Annotated in this window: 15 protein-coding genes; 8 read left to right on the top strand and 7 right to left on the bottom strand. The window is 38.6% G+C overall.

Annotation, left to right across the window (positions count from 1 at the left end; genetic code table 11):
* Positions 1-75: 75 nt before the first annotated feature.
* The gene (locus EZL74_RS09185) at positions 76-6,663 is read right to left on the bottom strand and encodes a beta strand repeat-containing protein (protein WP_131476313.1); all 6,588 of its coding nucleotides are present in this window, start codon (positions 6,661-6,663) and stop codon (positions 76-78) included.
* A 366-nt stretch (positions 6,664-7,029) separates the two neighbouring features.
* Here EZL74_RS09185 and EZL74_RS09180 point away from each other — a divergent pair, with 366 nt between their 5' ends.
* Genes EZL74_RS09180 through EZL74_RS09160 form a run of 5 tightly spaced genes read left to right on the top strand, consistent with a single transcriptional unit; the run spans position 7,030 to position 11,248 of the window.
* Positions 7,030-7,731, top strand: a complete 702-nt coding sequence (locus tag EZL74_RS09180; RefSeq protein WP_131476312.1) for a tetratricopeptide repeat protein — start codon at positions 7,030-7,032, stop codon at positions 7,729-7,731.
* Positions 7,732-7,734: 3 nt separating this feature from the next.
* On the top strand, positions 7,735-9,090 hold the full coding sequence (locus EZL74_RS09175; protein ID WP_131476311.1) for a UDP-N-acetylmuramate--L-alanine ligase: 1,356 nt from the start codon (positions 7,735-7,737) through the stop codon (positions 9,088-9,090).
* Between the two features lie 42 nt (positions 9,091-9,132).
* Positions 9,133-9,828, top strand: coding sequence for a RadC family protein (gene radC, locus EZL74_RS09170; RefSeq protein WP_131476310.1), 696 nt, complete (start codon positions 9,133-9,135; stop codon positions 9,826-9,828).
* 3 nt (positions 9,829-9,831) lie between these two features.
* The gene (locus EZL74_RS09165; protein ID WP_131476309.1) at positions 9,832-10,518 is read left to right on the top strand and encodes a YjjG family noncanonical pyrimidine nucleotidase; all 687 of its coding nucleotides are present in this window, start codon (positions 9,832-9,834) and stop codon (positions 10,516-10,518) included.
* Between the two features lies 1 nt (position 10,519).
* Entirely contained in the window at positions 10,520-11,248 is a 729-nt protein-coding gene (locus EZL74_RS09160; RefSeq protein WP_131476308.1) for a hypothetical protein, read from the top strand.
* A gap of 22 nt (positions 11,249-11,270) precedes the next feature.
* Here the strand turns inward: EZL74_RS09160 and EZL74_RS09155 are convergent, their stop codons facing one another.
* Positions 11,271-12,548 carry a replication-associated recombination protein A gene (locus EZL74_RS09155; RefSeq protein ID WP_131476307.1) on the bottom strand — a complete coding sequence of 426 codons (1,278 nt, stop codon included), beginning with the start codon at positions 12,546-12,548 and terminating at the stop codon, positions 11,271-11,273.
* A 183-nt stretch (positions 12,549-12,731) separates the two neighbouring features.
* Between EZL74_RS09155 and EZL74_RS09150 the strand changes: the two genes are divergently transcribed.
* The gene (locus tag EZL74_RS09150) at positions 12,732-13,496 is read left to right on the top strand and encodes a rhomboid family intramembrane serine protease (RefSeq protein WP_131476306.1); all 765 of its coding nucleotides are present in this window, start codon (positions 12,732-12,734) and stop codon (positions 13,494-13,496) included.
* A 115-nt stretch (positions 13,497-13,611) separates the two neighbouring features.
* Here EZL74_RS09150 and rlmB read toward each other — a convergent pair whose 3' ends face one another.
* From rlmB to EZL74_RS09125, 5 genes are all read right to left on the bottom strand, one after another.
* Positions 13,612-14,346 carry a 23S rRNA (guanosine(2251)-2'-O)-methyltransferase RlmB gene (rlmB, locus tag EZL74_RS09145; protein ID WP_131476305.1) on the bottom strand — a complete coding sequence of 245 codons (735 nt, stop codon included), beginning with the start codon at positions 14,344-14,346 and terminating at the stop codon, positions 13,612-13,614.
* Positions 14,347-14,412: 66 nt separating this feature from the next.
* The gene (locus EZL74_RS09140) at positions 14,413-15,309 is read right to left on the bottom strand and encodes a hypothetical protein (RefSeq protein WP_131476304.1); all 897 of its coding nucleotides are present in this window, start codon (positions 15,307-15,309) and stop codon (positions 14,413-14,415) included.
* 15 nt (positions 15,310-15,324) lie between these two features.
* Positions 15,325-17,040: a SusD/RagB family nutrient-binding outer membrane lipoprotein gene (locus EZL74_RS09135; protein ID WP_131476303.1), complete on the bottom strand. Its 1,716-nt coding sequence runs from the start codon at positions 17,038-17,040 to the stop codon at positions 15,325-15,327.
* A gap of 11 nt (positions 17,041-17,051) precedes the next feature.
* Positions 17,052-20,204 (bottom strand): SusC/RagA family TonB-linked outer membrane protein, encoded by a 3,153-nt coding sequence (locus EZL74_RS09130; protein WP_131476302.1) that lies wholly within the window; start codon positions 20,202-20,204, stop codon positions 17,052-17,054.
* 97 nt (positions 20,205-20,301) lie between these two features.
* The gene (locus EZL74_RS09125) at positions 20,302-21,969 is read right to left on the bottom strand and encodes a BamA/TamA family outer membrane protein (RefSeq protein WP_131476301.1); all 1,668 of its coding nucleotides are present in this window, start codon (positions 21,967-21,969) and stop codon (positions 20,302-20,304) included.
* Between the two features lie 182 nt (positions 21,970-22,151).
* Here EZL74_RS09125 and rpsL point away from each other — a divergent pair, with 182 nt between their 5' ends.
* The gene (rpsL, locus tag EZL74_RS09120) at positions 22,152-22,535 is read left to right on the top strand and encodes a 30S ribosomal protein S12 (protein ID WP_007136570.1); all 384 of its coding nucleotides are present in this window, start codon (positions 22,152-22,154) and stop codon (positions 22,533-22,535) included.
* Between the two features lie 25 nt (positions 22,536-22,560).
* Complete coding sequence (rpsG, locus tag EZL74_RS09115) at positions 22,561-23,037, top strand: 30S ribosomal protein S7 (protein WP_131476300.1); 477 nt, start codon at positions 22,561-22,563, stop codon at positions 23,035-23,037.
* The last annotated feature ends 8 nt before the right edge of the window (positions 23,038-23,045 follow it).

Genomic DNA, 23,045 nt, shown 5'->3' with positions numbered 1-23,045 from the left:
CTTATCTTTTTTTGAAATGCAAAAACCCCATTAAACAGTGCTGTTTAATGGGGTTTGTTTTTTGGTGTTGATGAATTAATTGAGTAGTTTCACTGCAGCCTTTTCGCCACTGGTTTTTACTACAGTAGCCAGGTAAACACCGTTTTGGTATGGGAATTCCGTTTCAAAATGAGTTGATTGAACACTAGGTTTGTATTTGGTTATTAATTTACCCGAAATATCATATAGATATATTTCTTTAATAGAATCATCTGTTTTGATATTTAAGATATGGTTAGAAACATAAGCATACGTTGTTGCTAAAGTGTTTTGATTTGTACCCAAAGTGCTGTTTTTATACTTCAAAATGAATCGTTCATTGTAATTACCGGCATTAGCGGTAAAAGTATACGGTGCCAGTCTTAAATTGTGAACGACGTTGAGTTCTGTATCTTCGAGGAAAATATCTTGATTCGCATCGCTGAAAAGTCCGTCAACCTGATTGATTCCTATAGAGTAAGTTCCTGTAGACGGTACAGATGTTCCGATTTTAACGTAATCGTTGTCGTCAAAAGGAGTTGGTCTACCATTGATGATAACGGTTTGATCTTCAATCCAGGAGTATATACCTAAAGTGTTAGAGATTTTATGAGAGGCATCATACAATCTGTCGTAGTCATAAGTGGCATCTGAAACATATCCAACCAAGGTAGTTGCAGCCATTTGATTGGCATTTACCAAACTTAACCAAATTCTGTTTTTCTCCGGCTGTACTGTATTGGCAACAGTGTTTTGTCTGTAGAACTGACTGTTGTCATAAGCCGCGCTTCTCATGCTGTTGTTGAAAGTAACCGTACTGTTACTTGCCGGACCATCATTCATGATAACAAAGAACGCCTGTCCGGCAGCAATTTTACCGTTGAATCCGGGAGGAGTTGAGCCGGTTCCGTTATAACTGATGTAATCGTTTACATCATAATTGGCAGCAAAACTTCCGTAAAAAGGATTGGTATTGCTTGAACTGATAGGAGAGCCATGTGTCCATAGTCTGATATTTCCATTGATGTTGGTATTCAGATTTAAGAAGTCAATTGCATCAACAGCTGAAGGATAAGGATTTCCGATTAGGTTCCAATTGTCATCTAGGCGAGTTATTGTAGCTCCGTTAGTTCCGGTGAAATCAGCTCCAGTGTAGCTACCTCTTGAGATAGTTGCTTTTCTGATTCCGTTGTAAGGTACTCCGTTGAATGTTGCCGTCAGAGGCGCCGCATTAGTATAACTGTAAGAGCCCGGAGAAATAGCTATGTATCCTTTGGCTAAAGCCATAATCTCAGTGCCGCTAACCCAGTTTCCTTGTCCTCCATTACCGTTAGCGATAGTCGGATTCCATTTGAAAACATAGCCACTTGGAGAAGTAGGAGAGATATTGGCAGAACTAAAACTCTTAACCGGGGAACACCAATATACATAATCATAAGCTTTTACATAAGCGGTTCTTTCCATAGAGATTGACCCGGTATTGGTGGCGGTGTTGTTTATTTGTACCAAACTTGAACTGTCTTTCATTTTGAATTGTCCGGTTGATGATACTTTAACAAAATCGGTTACCACTATATTGCTGGTCGAATTGGTTTGTAATGACGAACCTGCAGCAATGGTTAAATTATAACAGTAAGCATTGTATGAAGTTCCTGAAATGACAGGTTTGTTAGGTACATTTTGAATAGTGATACAGTCTGTGTTGGTTGGAACCCCTGCAGGAGACCAGTTGTTTGCATTGTTCCAGTCGGTATCAACCGCACCGGTCCATTTTTTTCCGGTTGAAACAGTTACAGTTGTTTCATCAGTGTATTTAGCTGTTGTACCATTGCAAAAAGTATAAGTTACTTCTGCTGTGTAGTTAGTGGTTGATGTAGGACAAACGGATATATTGTTACTGGTTCCTACAACAGGTCCTGATGTGCCTGAACCTTGGTACCATTTTATACTGGCCACAGAGGCTCCGGAAGGAGTAAATCTCCAAGCTTCTTCATTAACAGTCCAGTCGGTATCGTTTGAATTTCTGTTTGGTGCTACAACAGCCTGGGTTCCGTTTGCATTTTGGATGCCTACTACGGCATTACCGTTATTCCAAGTCGGACAAACATTTTTTTCTTTGATGAACACCTCAATAATGTTACTGTTTTCGTGTAGTACTATCATTCCGGTGTATAGAGAACTGTTGCATACAGAAGAATACATTGGTATATCGCTCCAAGCAGCTACCAAAGCTCTACAGCCACTGCTTAAAGTAACTAATTCCCACCCCACTTCTCCTCCTTTACTAGGATCAATATCGTGATAAACCCCAAAGATTGAATTTAAAAATAAAGATGAACTGGGTAAGTTGTTGCTGAATGACCATCCTGAGTATCCACCCGGGCTGTAAGTGGTAGTATCGAAGGTAAGCACTCCGTTTGAACCTACTAATACTTTGTTGTAAGTGTTGCCATAGTAGCAGAAATTAAATGGTAAAGAAATTGTATTCGACCAAACGTCGTCAACATTAACACTTATAGGGTTGCTCAAGCAGTTGAATTGGTAAGGCGGTGCATACGGAATGTTGCTAACTGTATAACTCGTTGTGTCGTTATAATCCGGGTAAATAGCTTCAAGATTTGTACAAGTGCTTGTAGCAAAACAGGTAACAGGCTCAGGGTCTGCTCCGTTTAATCCGCTGGCACCTGCAACTATGTTTGGACAAGTAGTTGAGGTTGTTCCGTTTCCACTGCCCGGGCTACATGGTGTTGTAACGCAAATGGAGAATGAACCGTTACCACTGGCACTACCCGCACTGTATACTCTCACATAATAAGTAGCTCCTACAGTCAATCCCGCTACCGTTGATACTTCAATAGCACTTCCAGATGTGGCATTGTTACATTGTAAACTGGTTAAACCCGAACAGCTACCGCTGAAAACTTGAAATACAGCATTAGTCATTGTAATCGGGGAGACAGTTATTTTTTGACTGGTTGATACCGCTACAAAGCTGTACCAAATGTCATCATCGGCTGTTCCTGAGCAACCGGCTTGCGATAGTGTTCCGTAAATGGTAGTTCCTACAGTACTGGTTACGCAGGTTGTAGTTGGATTAACGGTTAAAGCAATAGCACCACTGCAATTGTCATTGATTGGAGCAACAGGGGTGGTGATACAAATGTTGAAGTTCCCTCTGTAACCAGCTCCGTTTCCGTAACTGTAAACTCTTACATAGTAAGTGGTTCCGATGGTCAATCCGGTAAAAGTATTGGTTTCAGTTGCTGTTGAGCTAGTGTTGTCAATACATCCTAAACTTGTTAATCCTGAACATGTTCCTTTGTATAATTGGAATACAACGTCTGTGAGTGTAGAAGGGGTCACTGTCACAGTATGTGAAGTAGCTATTGCGACAAAGCTGTACCAAACATCGTCGTCTGCCGTTCCTGAACATCCTGCAGAAGATTGTGAGGCACCAATTGTAGTTCCGTTTGTAGAAACCATACATGTTGCCGTTGTGTTTGTTGTTAAGTTGATGGCCGTAGCACAATTGTCATTAGTAATACTTGTAGTGATTGAACCTGTAGTGTAAGCACTTTGACAACCGTTGCTGGCCAATATTCGGTAATAATAAGTTGTTCCTGCAGTTAATCCCGAAACGCTAAGGGTAGTTGTTGGATTCGCTACTGTGAACGGAGAGCCCGGAATGTTGTTAGTATATCCTGCATTAGTAGTTATTTGAACGGTATAAGTTATGGCTCCTGATGTTCCGCCAACCGGTGCTGTCCAATCTAAATTAAACGAAGTGGTGGTAATGCTTGAAGCTGTAACTCCTGTTGGTGAACCCGGACAAGTAGTGCCGCTTCCAACCAATGCTCCCGATGTATTGTAAACAGGACCTCCTGTACAGTATGTAGGGTTAGTGTAAGCATATACGTAGTAGTAATAAGTGGTGTTTCCGGTTAGTCCGGTACTTGAAATGTTATATGTACTTCCGGACTGAATAAATGTTAACCCTGTTCCTAAAGTTGCAATGTTGGCAGCATTGTATATGGTTCCGTTAACCGGTTGGCTGGGAGGTGTAGCACTGGTAGAACGAACCACTAAAAATCCATCCGCTGATCCCAAGAAAGAAGCCGGATAAGTGGAAGAAGTTATGGCTCCGTTGGTAAAGTTGAACGCTTGATTTGCAGGTGGTGTACATGGGTTAGACAAAGTGGTAACCGATCCCGTTGCAGAGGGGCTTTCACAGCCATTGTTAGCCGTGATTTTATAGTAATAAGTAGTATTGCCGGTTAAATCATCTATATCCAAAGTTGTAATCGGATCCGGTACTGTAAACGGAGAATCTAAAATATTATTGGTAAATGCTGCATCAGTAGTAACTTGGATAGTGTAACTAACTGTATTGGCATTACCTCCAATTGAAGAAGTCCAGTTTAAAGTAAAATTGTTTTGGTTTATATTGGTTGTGGTTACTGAACCTGGTACAGCCGGACAGGTTACAGCATTTCCGGTCAAAGGTCCTGAAGTATTGTATACCGGTCCTCCTGAACAAGAAGTGTTATTGTAGCTGTATATGTAATAGTAGTATTTTGTATTACCTGATAAACCTGTGCCTGCAATTGTAGTTGAACTTCCCGATTGCATGAAAGTCAATCCTGAGCCCAATGTGTTTACGGTTAAAGCGCTGTAGGTAATCCCGTTTACCGGTTGGCTTGGTGCTGTAGCGCTGGTTGAAGCAATGACTAAGTATCCGTTAGCAGTACCGGTAAATATAGCCGGTATTGAAGTTGAGGTTACGGTCCCGATTGTTAAGTTGTTTGCGGCAGGAGGAGCCACACAAGCAGCTGTTAATGTAGTAACATTGCCCGTCAAATAATTGCTAGAACAACCGTTATTGGCTACAATTCTGTAGTAATAAATGGTAAGTGGGTTCAATCCTGATACTGTGTAGGTCAAAGCTGTCCCAACGGCAAAAGGAGACCCCGTTATTGGCGTGGTGTAAGTGTTGTTGGTGTAAACTTCTAACGTATAGTTTACCGTTGCTGCAGACCCACCTGCTGATGCCGTCCAACTTACCGTAAACCCATTACCTGTAACGGAGGAATTAACCGGGGCTGTTGGTGCTGCAGGACAAGTAATAGCACTGTTTGTTAAAGGAGCAGTTGTATTGTAAACAGGAGCTCCAGTACAACCGTTGTTATAGGAGAAGATATGGTAATAGTACTGTGTATTGGCTGTTAAACCCGAATCAGTAAAGGTAACGGCATTACTGGTAACAGCACTTCCCTGAATAACCCGGGTTGTTCCCGGAGTTAAAGTAGTCAGGCCAACAGCATAAGTAGTCCCGTTTGTTAAAGTAGGAGGGGTAGCACTAGTACTTCTCACAATTAAGTAACCGCTGGGTGCCGGACTGGCAGCCGCGAATGAACCACTTAAGCTGGTACTTGTAACCGATGACAAAACCAAAGTTGTTGGTTGTGCAGCAGGTGCGGCGCAAGAGGTTGTTACCGAACCTGTAACGTAGGCACTTGAACAACCGTTATTAGCCAAAATTCTGTAATAGTATGTAGTGTTAGTGTTTAAACCCGAAGCCGAATAACTCAAAGCAGTTCCAAGGGCAAAAGGCGATCCGGCAATATTAACCGTGTAAGCAGCATCAGTGGTAATCTGAACTGTGTAAGTAGTGGTATTAGCACTACCTCCTGTCGGGTATGCCCAGTTTAGTGTAAATCCGTTTCCGGTAACACCTGAGGTCGAAACAGTGTTTGGAATAGCAGTACAAGTAACTACATTATTGGTCAACGGACTGGTAGTGTTGTAAGCGGCTCCTGAACATGAAGTGTCATTATAAGAGTAGATATAATAGTAATATTTAGTGTTTCCTGCCAAAGAGTTGTCTGTAAAAGAAGTACTGTTGTTTACCGAAACCACAGTAGCTCCGTTGATGGTGTTTCCAACATTATATGCGGTTCCGTTTACAGGACCCGGACTAGGTGCCGTGGCACTGGTGCTTCTAACTACAAGGTATTTGTTTGGAGTAGGAGAAGCTGCCGTAAAACTTCCCGATACACTAGTGGCACTTGAGCTGCTCAAAACTAAAGAAGTAGGTTGTGCGGTTGGAGTTGAACAGGCTGAGGCAGCAGTAACACACAAGCTGCTTAAGGTCATGTTTGAATTGTTAGTACCCGCATTTACAACCTTGATGTAATATAAACCATTGTTCAATAAACTTGTGATGGTTTCTGTTTGAGCTGAATTGTTGGTGTCATCATTATTAGCACAATCTACAATAGTTAGTCCTGAACAAGAACCTGAAGCGGAGATTAACATTAAAAATAAATTGCGATCTGCCGAATCTGCAGTGATAGTGATGGTTTTTGGTCCACCTGTTACGGTAAAAGAGTACCAGCGTTCTCTTTTGAAAACACCGGCCGTAGTACAACTGGCTGAACTCATTAAAGGAGAGTCTTGTGAACTGTCTGAAACAGAACCACTCAAGCAGCTTCCGTTTACAGTAATTGCAATTGCATTAGAGCAGGAAGTTTGTGAGTGTGAATCTTGTATGTTCAATATCATTACCATAATTAAACTAAGTTTAATCAAGGTTGTATTGAACAACTTGAAACTAATTTCTCTTGATGTTAAGTAAAAATTTTTCATCTCGGGGTTTGTTATATTATTTTTTTAAAATAATTTCTAATCCCATTCTGTAAATGACTTACTGTAATGTCCTCTTTTATTTTGCATAAAGACAGAATCATTAGCAATAGTTTAAATAGAATTGAAAAAGAACGTTTTGTTTATTTGACATATCAAACGTATTAGAAATATCGTTTAAGTGCAAAAAAAATCGATGAAATGCATTATTTAAGCATTTAAAGTAGTTTTTAGATTACAAATATGATGTAATTTATGTCGGAAGTTCAAAAAACATAATATTTTGAAAAAGAGGATACTTCAAAAAAATTAATCCCTATTTTTGGATTTTGTTTCTGTATCCAGTTTTATTCGGTTAATACAAACAGCATGAGGTATTTAGTGTCTGCATTGTTTTTTTTATGGTCTTATTGGGCTTTTCCGCAATCTGAATTTGCGAAGGCAGAGAAACTTTTCAACCAAGAGAAGTATACATTGGCCAAACCTTTATTTGAAAATATACTGAAAGAGACTCCCAATCATCTAAAAACATTAGAATATTTAGGAGATATAGAAGGATATAATAAATCATGGGATACTGCTATGATGTATTACGGAAAATTAAAAACTCTCAATCCGAATGAAGCTAATTACTATTATAAGTATGGTGGGTGTCTGGGAATGAAGGCTAAAGAAGGTAGTAAACTCAAAGCGCTTGGTATGATTAGCGATATTAAAGCTTCCTTTGAAAAAGCCATCCAACTCAATTCCAATCATATTGATGCACGCTGGGCACTAATCGAATTGTATCTGCAACTGCCCGGGATAGTAGGAGGAAGCGAGCGCAAAGCCGAAAAATATGCAGGAGAACTGTTGAAGATTTCACCAGTTGACGGTTATTTAGCCAAAGGCAGAATAGCAGAATACTTTGAGCGGTATAAAGAAGCTGAAAAATACTATACCAGAGCTCTGACTATTGGAGGCTCTAAAACAACGTATCAAAAATTAGCCGATTTATACAAAAACAAAATGAACCAACCCCAAAGAGCAAAATTATTATTAGAAACCTATCAGGATAAAACAAAGTCTTAATTCATGCGTACACATTTTATAGCTATAGGAGGTGCAGCCATGCACAACCTCGCGTTAGCACTACACCAAAAAGGATATCAAGTTACCGGTAGCGACGATGCCATCTTCGAACCTTCCAAATCAAGATTAGAAAAAAAAGGATTACTACCGTCCGAAATGGGTTGGTTTCCTGAAAAAATAACCTCTGACATAGAAGCCATTATCCTCGGAATGCACGCCAAAGGAGATAATCCCGAGTTGTTGAAAGCCAAAGAACTGGGGCTGAAAATTTATTCGTACCCGGAATTTTTATACGAACAATCCAAAAACAAAACCCGCGTTGTTATTGGCGGCTCTCATGGGAAAACTACCATTACTTCTATGATTCTGCATGTGATGCATTATCACAATATTGAAGTAGATTATATGGTTGGCGCACAATTAGAAGGATTTGATACGATGGTTCATTTAACCGAAAACAATGATTTCATCGTTTTGGAAGGCGATGAATATTTGTCATCTCCTATCGACAGAAGACCTAAATTTCATCTTTACCAACCTAATATTGCCTTACTCTCCGGAATAGCCTGGGACCACATCAATGTGTTTCCCACCATTGAAAATTATGTGGAGCAGTTTGAGATTTTTGTGAATCAAATTACCAAAGGCGGAATTTTGGTTTACAATGAAGAAGATCCTACAGTAAAGAAAGTGGCTGAAGAATCAACCAATACCATTCGAAGAATGCCGTATCACACGCCAAGTTATTCGGTTGAAAACGGAGTAACTCTACTGGATACTCCCGAAGGACCTATGCCTATAGAGGTTTTTGGGGCGCACAATCTCAATAATTTAGCCGGCGCCAAATGGATATGTCAAAATATGGGAGTAGATGAGGCCGATTTTTATGAGGCCATTGCCAGTTTCAAAGGGGCTTCAAAACGATTAGAGAAAATAGCCGAAGGCAAAGGAAAGGTGGCCTATAAAGATTTTGCCCATTCTCCAAGCAAAGTGTCAGCCACAACCCAAGCGGTAAAATCACAATATCCCGACAGAAAATTGGTGGCTTGCCTCGAGTTGCATACCTACAGCAGTTTAAATGCCGAATTTCTCAAACAATACGAAGGAGCATTAAACGCGGCCGATGTAGCTGTAGTATTCTATTCGCCTGATGCGGTAAAAATTAAACAGCTCGAAGAAGTGACCTATGATCAGATTGCAGAATCTTTCAAGCGCGATGATTTAATTATTTATACTAATCCATCTGAGTTTAAGGATTTTCTTTTTAGTTATGACCTGAACAATTCCGCTTTGCTGTTGATGAGTTCGGGTAATTATGGCGGATTGAATTTTGATGAAGTAAAAACACTAATTGTTTAAAATAAAATTCTTACATTTATCATTGTTTTACTTTTAAAATAAATGATGAGTGATCAAAGGTTTTCCATAAAACAATGGGCAGAAGATGATAAGCCCCGTGAAAAGCTGATGCTGAAAGGCAAAGCTTCTCTGAGTGATGCCGAGTTGGTTGCAATACTTATTGGTTCCGGAAGCCGCAACGAAAGCGCGGTGGGTCTGAGCAAAAGAATTTTAGCCAGTGTCGATAACAACCTGAATGCGTTGGGAAAATTGTCATTGAAACAATTGATGGAATTCAAAGGAATAGGAGAAGCAAAAGCCGTAACCATAGCAGCAGCCTTGGAATTGGGAAGAAGAAGAAAAACCGAGGACACTCCAGAGTTGCATAAAATAACATCGAGTAAAGCGGTTTTTGAACTGATGCAGCCTCTTATTGGTGAACTGGCTCATGAAGAGTTTTGGGTGTTGTATCTCAACAATTCGAACAAAGTGATTTACAAATCGCAATTGTCTAAAGGAGGGATTACCGGAACTGTGGTAGATATTCGATTAATTTTCAAGACCGCATTGGAACACTGTGCGACTTCCGTAATTTTGTCACACAATCATCCTTCGGGAAAATTGCAGGCCAGCGAAGCCGATAAAGAAATTACCCAAAAACTAAAACTGGCCGGAAACCAACTGGATATCAAAGTCCTTGATCACGTTATCATAACTGAAAAAGGATATCTCAGTTTTCAGGATGAAGGCATTTTTTAAACTATGAATGATACCATTACCGATGTTTTTTTTGATTTAGATCACACCCTTTGGGATTTTGATTCCAACTCAGTGCTGGCCTTTGATAAAATTTTCAAGCAACACCATCCAACCATTGAGACAAAAGATTTTATAACCGTTTACGCTCCCATCAATCAAGCTTGCTGGAAACTGTATCAGGTTGATAAGATTACTCACGAAGAATTGCGGTACAATCGGTTAAAGCTTTCGTTTGATGCCATGAATTACAGCATATCCGACGAACAAATACACAAAATTGCCCACGATTATATCGAATTTCTACCCGATAATAATCAACTGTTTGACGGAGCTCTAGAAATTTTGGACTATCTGTATCCTAAATACAACCTGCACATTATTACCAACGGTTTTGCCGAAGTGCAGCATAAAAAAATCACCAATTCGGGTATGGCCAATTATTTTAAAACCATCACCAATTCGGAAATGGCCGGCGTAAAAAAACCACATGCTTCTATATTTGAATTTGCCTTATCTTTGGCTAAAACCCAAAAGCAAAATGCCATTATGATTGGTGATTGCATCGAGGCCGATGTAAACGGTGCTATGGCGTTTGGTATGAAAGCTATTTGGTTTGATCAGCATGAAACTCACGCTCCGGATGGCGTAGTAACGATTAAGCATTTATCAGAATTAAAAGAACTATTATAACATGAAAAAAATAGCGTTGTTCCTCTTCATAGCAGTTACAGTTTCTGCATTTTCGCAAAGCATTAATGATTATCAGTATGTTATTGTGCCGGCTAAGTTTGATTTTCAAAAAGAAAACGATCAGTACCGGTTGAATATCCTGACCAAATTACTATTGCAGAAATACGGATTTAAATCCTATTTAACTACAGAGGAATTGCCGGCTGAAATAGCTGATAAGCGTTGTTCTGTGCTGTATGCCGCTTTAGAAAAAGACAACAGTTTTTTTATGACTAAAGTAAAAGTAGTTCTCAAAGACTGCAAGGAAAAAACGGTATACGAAACTGCTTTTGGCTCTAGTCGCGAAAAAGAATACGTGGTTGCTTATAACGAAGCCTTACGCGCAGCCTTTCAATCGTTTGACAACTTAAATTACAAATACAGTGGAAAAGAAGAGAAAACTGAGGTTCCACCGGTTGTGCCCGTAACACCAAAACCCGAGATGCCATCTTCAAGTGTTGAGAATACTTCCGGAGTATTCTTTTTTGCTCAACCAACTGTCAATGGTTTTCAGGTGGTAGACAACGAGCCAAAAGTTATCATGCGGTTGTTTAATACCTCACAGAAAAATGTTTTTATAGGGGTGAAAGGAACCATCAACGGGGTAGTGCTTTTGAACAATAATCAATGGTTTTTTGAATACTACGAAAACGGTAAATTGATTTCAGAACCTTTGACGTTAAAGTTTTAATTGCTCTGTAAATTCACCATTCTTAATATCCGTATTTATCTTTCCATCTGTTTTTCAGAAAAGTACGCAGCTCGTTTTCACGGGCATTATTTCCCGGTTTGTAAAAAGTGGTATTCCTGAGTTCATCCGGAAGGTATTCCTGTTCCGAAAAATTGTTGGCATAGTTGTGTGAATACTGGTATTCCTCCCCATAACCCAATTCCTTCATTAGCTTGGTAGGTGCATTGCGCAAGTGTATCGGAACCGATAAATCACCAGTTTGCTTAACCACAGCCTGTGCTTCTCCAATGGCCATGTAGCTGGCATTGCTTTTAGCCGAAGTTGCTAGATACACAGCACACTGACTCAGTATGATACGGCTTTCCGGATACCCAATCGTCGATACCGCCTGAAACGTATTGTTGGCCATGATAAAAGCCGTAGGGTTTGCGTTACCAATATCTTCGCTCGATAAAATCAGCATGCGTCTGGCAATAAATTTTACATCTTCGCCACCTTCAATCATTCGGGCCAGCCAATATACTGCTCCATTGGGGTCGCTGCCGCGTATCGATTTGATAAAAGCCGAAACAATGTCGTAATGCTGCTCTCCGGTTTTGTCATAAAGTACCGTGTTTTGCTGCACCAATTCCAAAACTTTTTCATTAGTGATGATAATTTCACCTTCAGGGCTTGCGTTTACGACCAGTTCAAAAATATTTAATAGTTTGCGTCCGTCGCCACCCGAAAGTCTGAGTAAGGCCTCGGTTTCCTTTAGTTGTATTTTTTTTGACGCAATGATTTTATCTTCCTTCATGGCCCTGTTGAGCAATGCCAGCAAATCTTCTTTCGAAAACGGATTCAGAATATACACCTGACAACGTGACAACAAAGCCGGAATCACCTCAAAGCTTGGGTTTTCAGTAGTGGCACCAATCAGCGTTACCCATCCTTTTTCTACCGCGGCCAGCAACGAATCCTGTTGCGATTTGCTGAAGCGGTGAATCTCATCAATAAACAAAATAGGATTTTTAGCCGTGAATAATCCGCCGCTCATTTTGGCCTTATCAATCACCTCGCGTATGTCTTTTACGCCACTGTTAATAGCACTCAGTTCATAAAAAGGGCGATTACTTTGTTTGGCAATAATCTGTGCCAAGGTAGTTTTGCCGGTGCCCGGCGAGCCCCAAAAAATCATAGAGGGAATTACGCCCCGCGCCATTTGTTGTGTCAACGAACCCTGTTCACCCACCAAGTGTAATTGGCTGATGTAGTCTTCTAATCGTTGCGGTCTGATGCGTTCGGCAAGTGGTGCTTCCATGGTTAATTTGAAAATGGATTGGGGTTTTCAAAAATCAATAAGGCACAAATTTACTTATATTAGATTGTTATTTTTACAATTTTCAAATTATCTCGTCTTCAAATTTTCAAATTGGTATGACAAATTAGCACTACTTTTAGTTTGGCTGTGTTTTTGAACAATCATTGCAATACAGCAATTATTATGAACGATCATCATCATTTCAAATTTACGCCTTCGGTATGGATAGTACCCGCTTTACTGCTTGTGGCCATGTGGACTGTTTTTTTTGTCGAACGAAGCTTTAACGTAGATTTGACATCACACGGTATTTTACCCCGAACGGTTACAGGATTGCAAGGCGTTATTTTCAGTCCGTTTTTGCATGCCAATTTCAATCATATTGCCAATAATTCTATTCCGCTTTTTATCCTTACGGTGGCGCTTATTTATTTTTACCGCAATATTTCGTTAAAAGTATTGGTGTATGGGATACTGCTCTCGGGCATCATTACCTGGGTTATTGGCAGGAGTTCGTTTCACGTAGGAGCGAGCAGTTTGATTTATGTTTTGGTTTCTTTCATTTTTTTTAAAGGACTCATGACGCAGTATTACCGTTTAATGGCTTTGTCGCTAACAGTGGTAATGATTTACGGTGGGCTGATATGGTATGTTTTTCCCGAGGTAGATCAACAGGTTTCCTGGGAAGGTCACTTAGCAGGGCTCATCAGCGGGTTTGTGTTTGCGGTTTATTTTAAGACCCCCGATTATGTAAAGGCTACCCAATACCCTTGGGAGCAACCCGATTTTAACCCCGAAGAAGATATGTTTATGAAGCACTTTGATGAAAATGGTAATTTTGTGAATACGGCAGAACCTGAGATGGTGGAGGAAGAAGTTCCGGCAAGCCCAATCAATTATGTGTATGTGTTTAAAGAAACGACAGACGAGGATAAGGAAACCCCATAACCGGCTCTTTAGCCCCGATTGCAGAGAAAATAAAAAAGCTTCCGGTTCGGAAGCTTTTTTATTGTAACGTAAAGCGGGAATAGGGAGGACTGATAAGTCCCAAGCCATTCGCTTCTTATTGACGTTGTCGTACAGTTTCGTAAAGAAAGGCTCCGCAAGCCACGGAAACGTTTAAGGAACCTATGCTCCCAAACATAGGTAACTTCGCTTTTTCATCTACGATTTTGAGTACTGATGGGTTAATGCCGCGGTCTTCGCTGCCCATGATTATGGCTACGGGTTCGTTTAGTGACACGTTGTATAGGTTGTCTTCGGTTTTTTCGGTGGCGGCTACGGTTTTGATTCCGCTGCCTTGTAGGTAAAAGATGGCGTCTTTGATGTGGTCTACTTTGCAAATAGGTACATTGAACACGGCACCTGCCGATGTTTTAACGGTATCGCCGTTTACGGGGGCGGAGCCTGTTTTTTGGACTATGATTCCGTCAACACCTGTACATTCCGCAGTTCTGATAATGGCTCCGAAGTTTCGGGCATCGCTGAGTTGGTCTAGGATTAAGAATAGGGGAGTCTTACCGCTTTCGATGACGCTTTCAACCAGTGTTTCGAGTTTTACAAAGATGATGGGAGCTATTGAAGCTACAGCACCCTGGTGGTTGTTGGCGGTTAGACGATTTAGTTTTTCTACGGGCACATAAGTGAAATTGATGCTGTTTTTTTTCATCGTTTTCATCAATTCCTGCATTAATTCACCTTGAGCATCGCTTTGTATGAATACTTTATCAATTTCCTTGCCGGCATTAATGGCTTCTATAATGGCTCTGATTCCGAAGATTTGATTTTCTTTTTCCATGCCGCAAAGATATAAAAAAACCACCAGTGAAGACTGGTGGTTTCTATTAGCTTGTTTTTTTAGAATTTAGTCTGCTTTTGTATAAACTGAATCTCCTTCATCACCATAACCGTTGACCCAATGGATTGATAATGTTCCATCAGGATTTACAGTTCCTGAATAGGTCACATCAGTTCCGAAAGGTTCTGGAAATACACCAGAAATTACTCCGCAAACGTCATTAAATGTGCCTTCTACTTCAAAGTCTAATCCGTAAATGTCATACCATAACATATATACACCACCGAAAGCATCTGATACAGTATAATTACCACCACCATTAGCTGTTATTGTTACAGTGTATGGGAAATCAGTTATCGGATTTTCATCAGGAGTCGGTCCTGAGTCTGTAGAAAAGCCAGAAGTTAATACTGTATAAGTACCAGCTAAATCAGATGGACAAGATACGTTGTAAGCTTGTAAAACTTTAAAAAGATTTGAATTGGATATGTCAGCTCCATAATTAGCAGAACCGTCATCATTTAAAATTTTAATAACTGTACCATTTTTAAGAGTAAGTTCAGCCGTTACTTTTAAAACGTCACCAACTGCTAAATCTTCGGGTCCGTTTAATTCTGTGAATGCATTAAAAAGATCGTTTTGCGATAAATTAAATGTTGCAGGGAAAGAAGTCACGCTGGTAGCAAAAGTTGCTTTGTAGACATTGTCTCCTTTGAAATAAAACAACATTATGTTTGCAGAAGCAACATCTCCAAATCCAATGTCAACAGTGAATCCTAAATTGATAGGTTCGTTGTCATTTACAGCCACTAAGTTAATAAAGGCATCAGTGGTAGCAATCTTTCTTATATCTGGTGTTGCACCATTAGTAGTAGAAATGACTGAATCACCACCATCCTTTTCACACGATGCAACAAACATCACGAGAAATAAGGAAACTAATATTAATTTTATTTTTTTCATTTTAATTTCTTTATGTTAATTATCCCAAAATATTTTATAGGTTGCCGGATTTTTTTGAGCAGGTGCATTTGCATTTGAATTCAACTCAGATTGTGGCCAATAGAATGATAACTGGAATGGATTGTTCTGTACTGTTTGAGAATCAATAAGTGGGAATCCATCCCCATTGTTTAATTGATATTCGGGCGATGGACCAAGAGGATTAGCTAAAACTGGATATCCAGTTCTTCTATAATCTGTATATTGATCCATAGGGTCTCCAAATGTTGCTACCCATTTTTGTGTCATAATGATTTCTAATTTTTTTGCTGCAGAAGCGGAGTTGAATTCTGTCATTATATTATCAATGAAAGTTGCTACTTCTGGGCTACCAGTTAGAATTGGAACAGCTTGATTTGTTCCGCTGTTCGCAACTACCTGATCTACTTTAGCAAAACTTGCCGTCATTGCATCTTGTAGTTTTCCAGCAACATTACCACTCAATTTTCCAACTTGAATTAATTCGGCTTGGATGTATAAAAACTCATCATAAGTTAATATTCGGTGAGGAGCCTTTCCTTTTCCACTAAATGCTGTGTTTAGTGTTTCAACTGATCCTCCCAGTCCGTCATCATATCTGCCGCCACAAGGGAATATTCCCGGATATGTATATGATTTTTCAGCACTCTTATCTCTGTCCGGACCTGTACTTCCGAAACGAATACTAAAGAAACCTGTAGATGCATCCCAATAGTCAGCACCAGGATCCCCAGTTACTGTGTTTCCTTGATCAGGAGGGAATTCACCGGCAGTTAGTTGATTATAAAAATAATAATGCATTCTTGGGTCAGGATTTCCAGTGTGGATGTTCGGATTTACACCTTTTAATATTTCATAAAACCAAGGACTTTGATATGCGCCAAATTGAGTGCTTTCGTAAGCTTCGATGAATAGCTGATTTCTTTCATTCGATGGTGAGATTGCATCATATCTATTGAATTGGAAGTCGTCTGCATTAGAACTGAAGAAATTATTCTCTGCAATTAATGCATCAAAGCCTGCTTGGTCAAAGTCAGATGTAAGTCTGGTTTGATTATAAAGTTTTAATTTGAGTGTATTTGCAAATCTAATCCATTTGTCAGTGTCTCCTCCATAGTATAAATCATCTACTCCAGGCTTTTCAGTTCCTAAATTGCTTGCAAGATTTATTTTTGCTGTTTCAATTAAATCAAATATAGCAGCATATATTTGTTTCTGGTCGTCAAATTTAGGATTAATAATTCCTGAGGTTGCCAACTGTGTTGCTTCGCTAAAAGGGACATCTCCCCATAAGTCAACAGCATATGACATAAGATATGCTTTATGCATCTGTGCTACGCCGACGTATACCATGTTTCCCGTGTCGGTACCTTGTCTGATGATGGTTTCAAAATCAGTCAAACCAAGATAAATGGCATCCCAGTCATTGTTCATATTGATATTGTTAACTTTAATACCATATTGGTCTTCTTCTTCTCTTGACGTCATTTGATGTGTGTAAGTAGAAAGAAGACGTCCTGTGTTATTATTGAAATCTCCTACTAAAGCAGTGCCTACCTGAGCATTAGTTAGTAAAAAGTTTAATGGCGCGGTTGTAGGGTAGTCGGTATCTTTATCAACATCTAAATAATTACTACAACTTAGAAAAAATGTTGAAAATAAAGATAAAACTACAATAACTTTGTTGTTTCTTATTTTATTGATGAGTTTCATTTTTATATTTATTAAAATGTTAAATTAACTTTGAATCCATATCTCTTAGCTGTTGGTGCTGCAGATGTTTCAATACCCTGTAGGGTAGTAGAACCATAACTTGTTGTTTCTGGGTCAAAATTGGTATATTTAGGAACATTAGGTGCAAAATACCATAGATTACTTCCAATGAGACTGAAACTAATTTTACCGAAAGGTGTTTTTTTCAATACAGATGAAGGGACATCATAAGTTAAACTAAGTTCTCTTAGTCTGAATACTGTTCCATCATATATAGAAGCCTCGTCCACACTATTGATACCAAAAGTGTTACCTCCGGCAGGTGAAAAATATAACTCATTCATACTTATCTGAGTTGTATTTGGAATTTGATTACCACTTCCGTCTAGTATTGGGGTACCATCATTATTACCATAATAACCCGGTATAACGAAAGTTCTTTCTCTATCTTCAGTGTCTTTAGTAACTCCTCGTCCTAACAAACTTTGAATAGTTACTGAGCTTATGTCTCCACCTTGTTTCCAATCGAATTGGGATTTTAAACTAAATCCCTTGTATGCAAAAGTATTGGTAAAACTAACTTTAAAATCAGCATTTGGATCACCAATTATACCTAATTCTGGGTCTTGAATAATACCTCCTCCGGATGGATTAATTAAATAATTTCCATTCGCATCACGGGCAAATTTTGTACCATAAAACACCCCGAATGATTGTCCAGGAATGGCATATGCTACTTGGTTTGGATCAAGTTGTATTCGGTCTAAGCCTTCTTTTAGTTCTGTCACTTCGTTTTTGTTTTTTGTGAACATGGTATATAATGTCCACTTAAAGTCATTCGCTTTAACTGGAACTAAAGTAAGTCCTAATTCAATTCCTTTGTTTTCAATAGAACCAGCATTAGTATTGTACTGTTGATAACCACTTGAAGAAGGAACAACAATAGGTGTAATCAAATCAGTTGTTTTTTTGTTGTATAATGTTAAGTCAACCACTATACGTTTGTTAAAGAATTCTAAATCAGTACCAAATTCAAATTCAGAAGAAAATTCAGGAGTTACTGATTGATCTCCTAAAGAAGTTGGATTTCCAATTACGGGATTTCCGTTATAAGCATTACCTTGCGTATATGCAATTCTCGTGAACTCTGCATCAGCATCTCTACCTACTCTGGCAAAACTGGCTCTTAATTTTGCGTATGTCAATATTTCGCTTTTCATTTGTAAAGCATCTGTTACTATCAATGAAGCACTTACTGATGGATAGAAGTAAGAATTATTCTTTTTTGGTAATGATGAACTCCAGTCATTTCTGCCGGTGGTATTTAAAAATAAGTAGTCTTTGTAATTTAATGTTAAGTCCGCAAAAACACCAACGTTTCTTTTCTGAGCACGTTCATCAACTAAATTTTTAATACTGGTTACATTTCCAAATGTGAAAATATTTGGAAGTACAAAATCTATACCTTCATTAACTTCTCTGGAAAAGTTGTTTTGTAAAACGTTATTCCCTAAAATGGCAGCAAAACTTAAGTTTTCAGTTAATTTATAGTCAAAGTTAAAAAGTAAAGACGACTCAATGTCTTCATTGATGAAGTTGTCCTTTTTCAAATCACCTAATCCGTTGTTAGCTCTTGAACCTATATCGCGAATCTCATCTCTGTTTAGGGTATATCTGTTTACTCCAATTCTGTATGAGGTAGAAATGTGATCGTTAAATTTATAGTTCAAATTTAAACCAGCCACTACTCTATTAGTTTTTGTGATAATTTGATCATGTTGCCAAGACCAAAGAGGGTGGTCAAATTGGGTTCCATTTGGAGTTACAGAAGCACCAGTTACAGGATTTGTGTAAGGTAAGTTAAAATCCCAGTTTCTTGCTAAAAACAAGGTTCTAGCAAAAGAAGAGGAAGCTCCGTCGAATTGATTTTCCCCAAAGAATCCACCAATTTGTTTTGTTTTAGAGAAACTCATGTTGGCTCCTGCTGTTAATCTGTCATTCAATTTAAAATTTCCACCTGCAGACATTGATGTTCTGTCATAAGAATTATACGGGATATAACCGTCTTGTTTCATGTCAGATATTGTTACACTAAAATTTCCATCTTGACCTGAGTAGTTTAAGCCTACAGTTCGATCTAGAACAGTGCCTGTCCTGAATAAGTCTTTGACGTTATTTGGCTTGGCAACATAAGGGACTGTTGGACCAAATTGATCAGGAAACGCAGCTAATAATGTAGGCCAAGTTGGAATAGTGGCTAATGAATCAAATCTGGGACCCCACGAACCATTAGCATTCGAATAATTAAAATTGGATCCCGCCCCATAAGTGTTTTGATAATCAGGTAAGTTTGCTATGTTTTCAAAATAAGTTCCCATACCAACATTTACACTCATTTTTTCATTTTTTCCGGATTTTGATGAGCCAGATTTTGTTGTGATAACGATAACTCCGTTCATGGCTCTCGAACCATATAGAGCCGCAGCTGCTGTACTTTTTAGTACGTTGATGCTAGCTATGTCATTTGGATCTAGAGTAGATAAAGCACTTTCATACCCCCCTCCGCCGGTTATTTGACTTGAACTAGTTATTTGATCACTGCTATAAGCAACTCCGTCAACAATTATTAAAGGCTGGGTGTTTCCAACTAATGAATTAACACCTCTGATGGTAATTTGATTAGAAGCTCCGGCAACTCCGGTAGAAAAATTCACATTAACCCCAGCTACCTTTCCTGATAGTGCTCTTGTTAAGTCAGGTTCTGCAACTTCTGTTACATCACCACTTTTAACTGAGGAAACAGCATATCCCAACTTTTTAGGATTTCTTTTGATGCCAAAAGCAGTAACCACAACTCCTTCCAATTCAACTGCATCATCCTTCATTTTTACGTTAATCGTTGCAGAAGACGCAGTAATTTCCTGTGTTTTCATCCCGACGAAATTAAAAATAAGAGTTTGATTCGGACTGGCTTTGATTGAGAACTTCCCGTCGAAATCAGTTTGGGTTCCCAGTTTAGTTCCTTTAACAAGAACGTTAACTCCCGGAATAGGTAAACCGGCGTTATCCGAAACAACACCTGTTACTACCCTCTCTTGTGCAAAAGAGATTTGCACCAACAACGCTATGAATAGCGTCAAGAATCCATTTAACTTTGTTTTCATTATTTAATTTGGTTATAATTAGTCTTTCAAAATTCTTAAAATAATCTTAAAAATCCTAATATAAGTGCAAGTTTTTAATGTTAAAGTTCATAAGTTCTTAAAAATTAGCTCTAAAACTAATGTGAACTATAGAATTGGATAGTTTAACAGCTTGATTATTTGTGCTTCCGGTGGCATAAACCATGTTAAAAAGTCCGTTTTTAGAAAGTAATCCGAAACCAAATCCCAGTCCGAGCAAGTTGGTCTTGCTGTTAGTGGTGTTGTCTTGTAGTTGGCCGTAATCAATGATGGAGTGGATGTAGAGGTTTGAGGCTAGCACGTATCTGTATTCGGTCAGTAACGAGTTGAAGATGTTGCCCTGGAGACTGTTTTCGTTGAATCCCCGTATCGAATTGATTCCGCCAAATCGCTGAAGTTCATTAACGATGTAATCGTTGCTTTGCAGATAAAAATTTTGAGTTTTGAGAGAAATTATATTTTTTTCGTTCAGGTACAGGTTGTGTTTCAGGTTCAGGCTTGCAAAAAATTGATTGTCTGAAATCAGTTTGGTGGTTCTTTTGCCAAAACCGGTTTTGAAATTCAGTGTGGTTTTTTCGGGGAATAGAAAATCATCGTTTTTTAAATCGATGAATTCCAATGAAGTGGTGGTGAACGAATTGTTAAAGTCGCTCAGGGTTGTTGTGTTTGAGTTTTGGATGTCGCTCGACTCTGTTGATTGATAGCCTAAATACAGTCGGGTATTGTAGTTGAAATAATAACCCAGATCAATTGAAGTCCGCGTATTTTGAAATGTGCTGTCTTGCTTGAAAATGTTTAATTCTGTTTTGAGTCCGATAGGGCTTTTAAAAAGATACGGGATTTCAACGTTCAGGTTGAAGGTTTTTTGATCTTGTCCGTTGCTTTTCCAATATAGTGCAAGTTTTTCGCCTGAATTCAGAATGTTATTTAAAACCAAATCAAGATACCCGCTGAAGACCATTTTTTTATTTTCGTCGTTGGTGAAACCAATGTAGCCGTCAAACGTATTGGCTTTTGTTTTTTCTAAATACACATAAACTTTGGTAGAATCCTTGGTGAAAAGGATTTCAGGATATTTACTCTGTTTAACAAATCTGAATTTATCAAAATCATTGTAGAGTTTATCCAGATTCTTTTGATTGAAAATTTTATTGCGGTAAAGGCGAAGCATGTTTTTTTTGTGTCCGTCCGGAAATTTATCATAGCCTTTTATGACAATGTCGTTCAGTGTTCTTTTGACCTCTTTCGTGACTGAAAGGTCGGCTATGATGCAGTCGTTCTTTTTTTGAAGATTTGTCAATTTGACTTTAGCCATCGAAAAACCGTTGCCTTCTAATTTTTTCAATACAGCGTTCAAAAAGTTTTCCGTTTCCTGATACGGGAGTAGTAAAGTGTCATTTTTCAATGGGTAATTTGCCGGTATATTTTCCTGAAATTTTATACCTATATATATGCGTGCATAATTTATTCGTTTTCCAAGCTCGAATTTGAACAAAAAAGTAGAGTCGTTAAGTTTGGAGTTTTCGATGATTTGACTTTCGGTAAAGCCTGTTTTTATTATCTTTTTGAGAAGTGAATTGTTTTCGTCAACAATAGATTTGATGTTTTGATGCTTTGAAATATATCCTATGCTGTCAATTATTTTTGTTTCTTGATTGTTTTGTCCGCTGATTTTGAGATAGAAATTTTGTGCCGAGAGAGTTCCGCACAGAAGGTAAAATAAAAAAAAGAAGAAAATCTTTTTCAACTGAAAGTATTGTTTGCTTCAAAATAACGCAAAAAATCTGTTTTTATTGCGGTTAATCGAATCGAAAAACAATTTGTTTGAAAATTAATTAATTACGATTTGTTTCGTTCAAAATAATTACTACATTTGCAACCCCTAAAAAAGCGGGATTTTAATAAATAAAGAAATTTTAGTATTTAATTATGCCAACAATTCAACAATTAGTAAGAACAGGAAGAACTCAAATCACTAAGAAGAGTAAATCGGTTGCTTTAGATTCTTGTCCTCAAAGAAGAGGTGTTTGTACGCGTGTTTACACTACTACTCCGAAAAAACCAAACTCAGCGATGCGTAAAGTAGCGCGTGTACGTTTGACTAACGGAAACGAGGTGAATGCCTACATCCCTGGAGAAGGACATAATCTACAAGAGCACTCGATAGTATTAGTGCGAGGCGGAAGGGTAAAAGATTTACCAGGAGTTAGATACCACATTGTGCGTGGTGCACTTGATACCTCAGGTGTAGCAGGAAGAACACAAAGAAGATCTAAGTACGGTGCTAAGCGCCCAAAAGAAGCTAAAAAGTAATTTTAAAAACTTTTAAAGAAAAGACATGAGAAAAAGACAGGCCAAAAAAAGACCTCTTTTACCAGATCCAAGGTTTAATGACCAATTGGTTACCCGTTTTGTGAACAACTTAATGTGGGACGGTAAGAAATCAACAGCTTTCAAGGTGTTCTATGATGCTATTGACATCGTAGAAACTAAAAAGAACAATGATGAGAAAACTTCATTAGAAGTTTGGAAAGATGCATTGACAAACGTTATGCCTCACGTAGAAGTTCGTTCGCGTCGTGTGGGTGGAGCTACTTTCCAAATCCCGATGCAAATCAGACCTGACCGAAAAATTTCAATGGCGATGAAATGGATGATCCTTTATGCTCGCAAAAGAAATGAAAAGTCAATGGCTGCTAAATTAGCCTCTGAAATCTTAGCTGCTGCTAAAGAAGAAGGTGCTGCTGTTAAAAAGAGAATGGATACTCACAAAATGGCAGAAGCAAACAAAGCATTCTCTCACTTTAGATTTTAATATTTAAG

Origin of the sequence: Flavobacterium silvisoli, from assembly GCF_004329815.1 — a bacterium.
Taxonomy (GTDB): domain Bacteria; phylum Bacteroidota; class Bacteroidia; order Flavobacteriales; family Flavobacteriaceae; genus Flavobacterium; species Flavobacterium silvisoli.
Note: the sequence above shows the minus strand (reverse complement) of the source record. Positions and strands in the feature narration are given on the sequence as shown.

Excerpts from the sequence above, each read along its gene's own strand:
- EZL74_RS09185 (WP_131476313.1), bottom strand. The coding sequence starts at position 6,663 with ATGAAAAATTTTTACTTAACATCAAGAGAAATTAGTTTCAAGTTGTTC.
- EZL74_RS09180 (WP_131476312.1), top strand. The coding sequence starts at position 7,030 with ATGAGGTATTTAGTGTCTGCATTGTTTTTTTTATGGTCTTATTGGGCT.
- EZL74_RS09175 (WP_131476311.1), top strand. The coding sequence starts at position 7,735 with ATGCGTACACATTTTATAGCTATAGGAGGTGCAGCCATGCACAACCTC.
- radC (WP_131476310.1), top strand. The coding sequence starts at position 9,133 with ATGATGAGTGATCAAAGGTTTTCCATAAAACAATGGGCAGAAGATGAT.
- EZL74_RS09165 (WP_131476309.1), top strand. The coding sequence starts at position 9,832 with ATGAATGATACCATTACCGATGTTTTTTTTGATTTAGATCACACCCTT.
- EZL74_RS09160 (WP_131476308.1), top strand. The coding sequence starts at position 10,520 with ATGAAAAAAATAGCGTTGTTCCTCTTCATAGCAGTTACAGTTTCTGCA.
- EZL74_RS09155 (WP_131476307.1), bottom strand. The coding sequence starts at position 12,548 with ATGGAAGCACCACTTGCCGAACGCATCAGACCGCAACGATTAGAAGAC.
- EZL74_RS09150 (WP_131476306.1), top strand. The coding sequence starts at position 12,732 with ATGAACGATCATCATCATTTCAAATTTACGCCTTCGGTATGGATAGTA.
- rlmB (WP_131476305.1), bottom strand. The coding sequence starts at position 14,346 with ATGGAAAAAGAAAATCAAATCTTCGGAATCAGAGCCATTATAGAAGCC.
- EZL74_RS09140 (WP_131476304.1), bottom strand. The coding sequence starts at position 15,309 with ATGAAAAAAATAAAATTAATATTAGTTTCCTTATTTCTCGTGATGTTT.
- EZL74_RS09135 (WP_131476303.1), bottom strand. The coding sequence starts at position 17,040 with ATGAAACTCATCAATAAAATAAGAAACAACAAAGTTATTGTAGTTTTA.
- EZL74_RS09130 (WP_131476302.1), bottom strand. The coding sequence starts at position 20,204 with ATGAAAACAAAGTTAAATGGATTCTTGACGCTATTCATAGCGTTGTTG.
- rpsL (WP_007136570.1), top strand. The coding sequence starts at position 22,152 with ATGCCAACAATTCAACAATTAGTAAGAACAGGAAGAACTCAAATCACT.
- rpsG (WP_131476300.1), top strand. The coding sequence starts at position 22,561 with ATGAGAAAAAGACAGGCCAAAAAAAGACCTCTTTTACCAGATCCAAGG.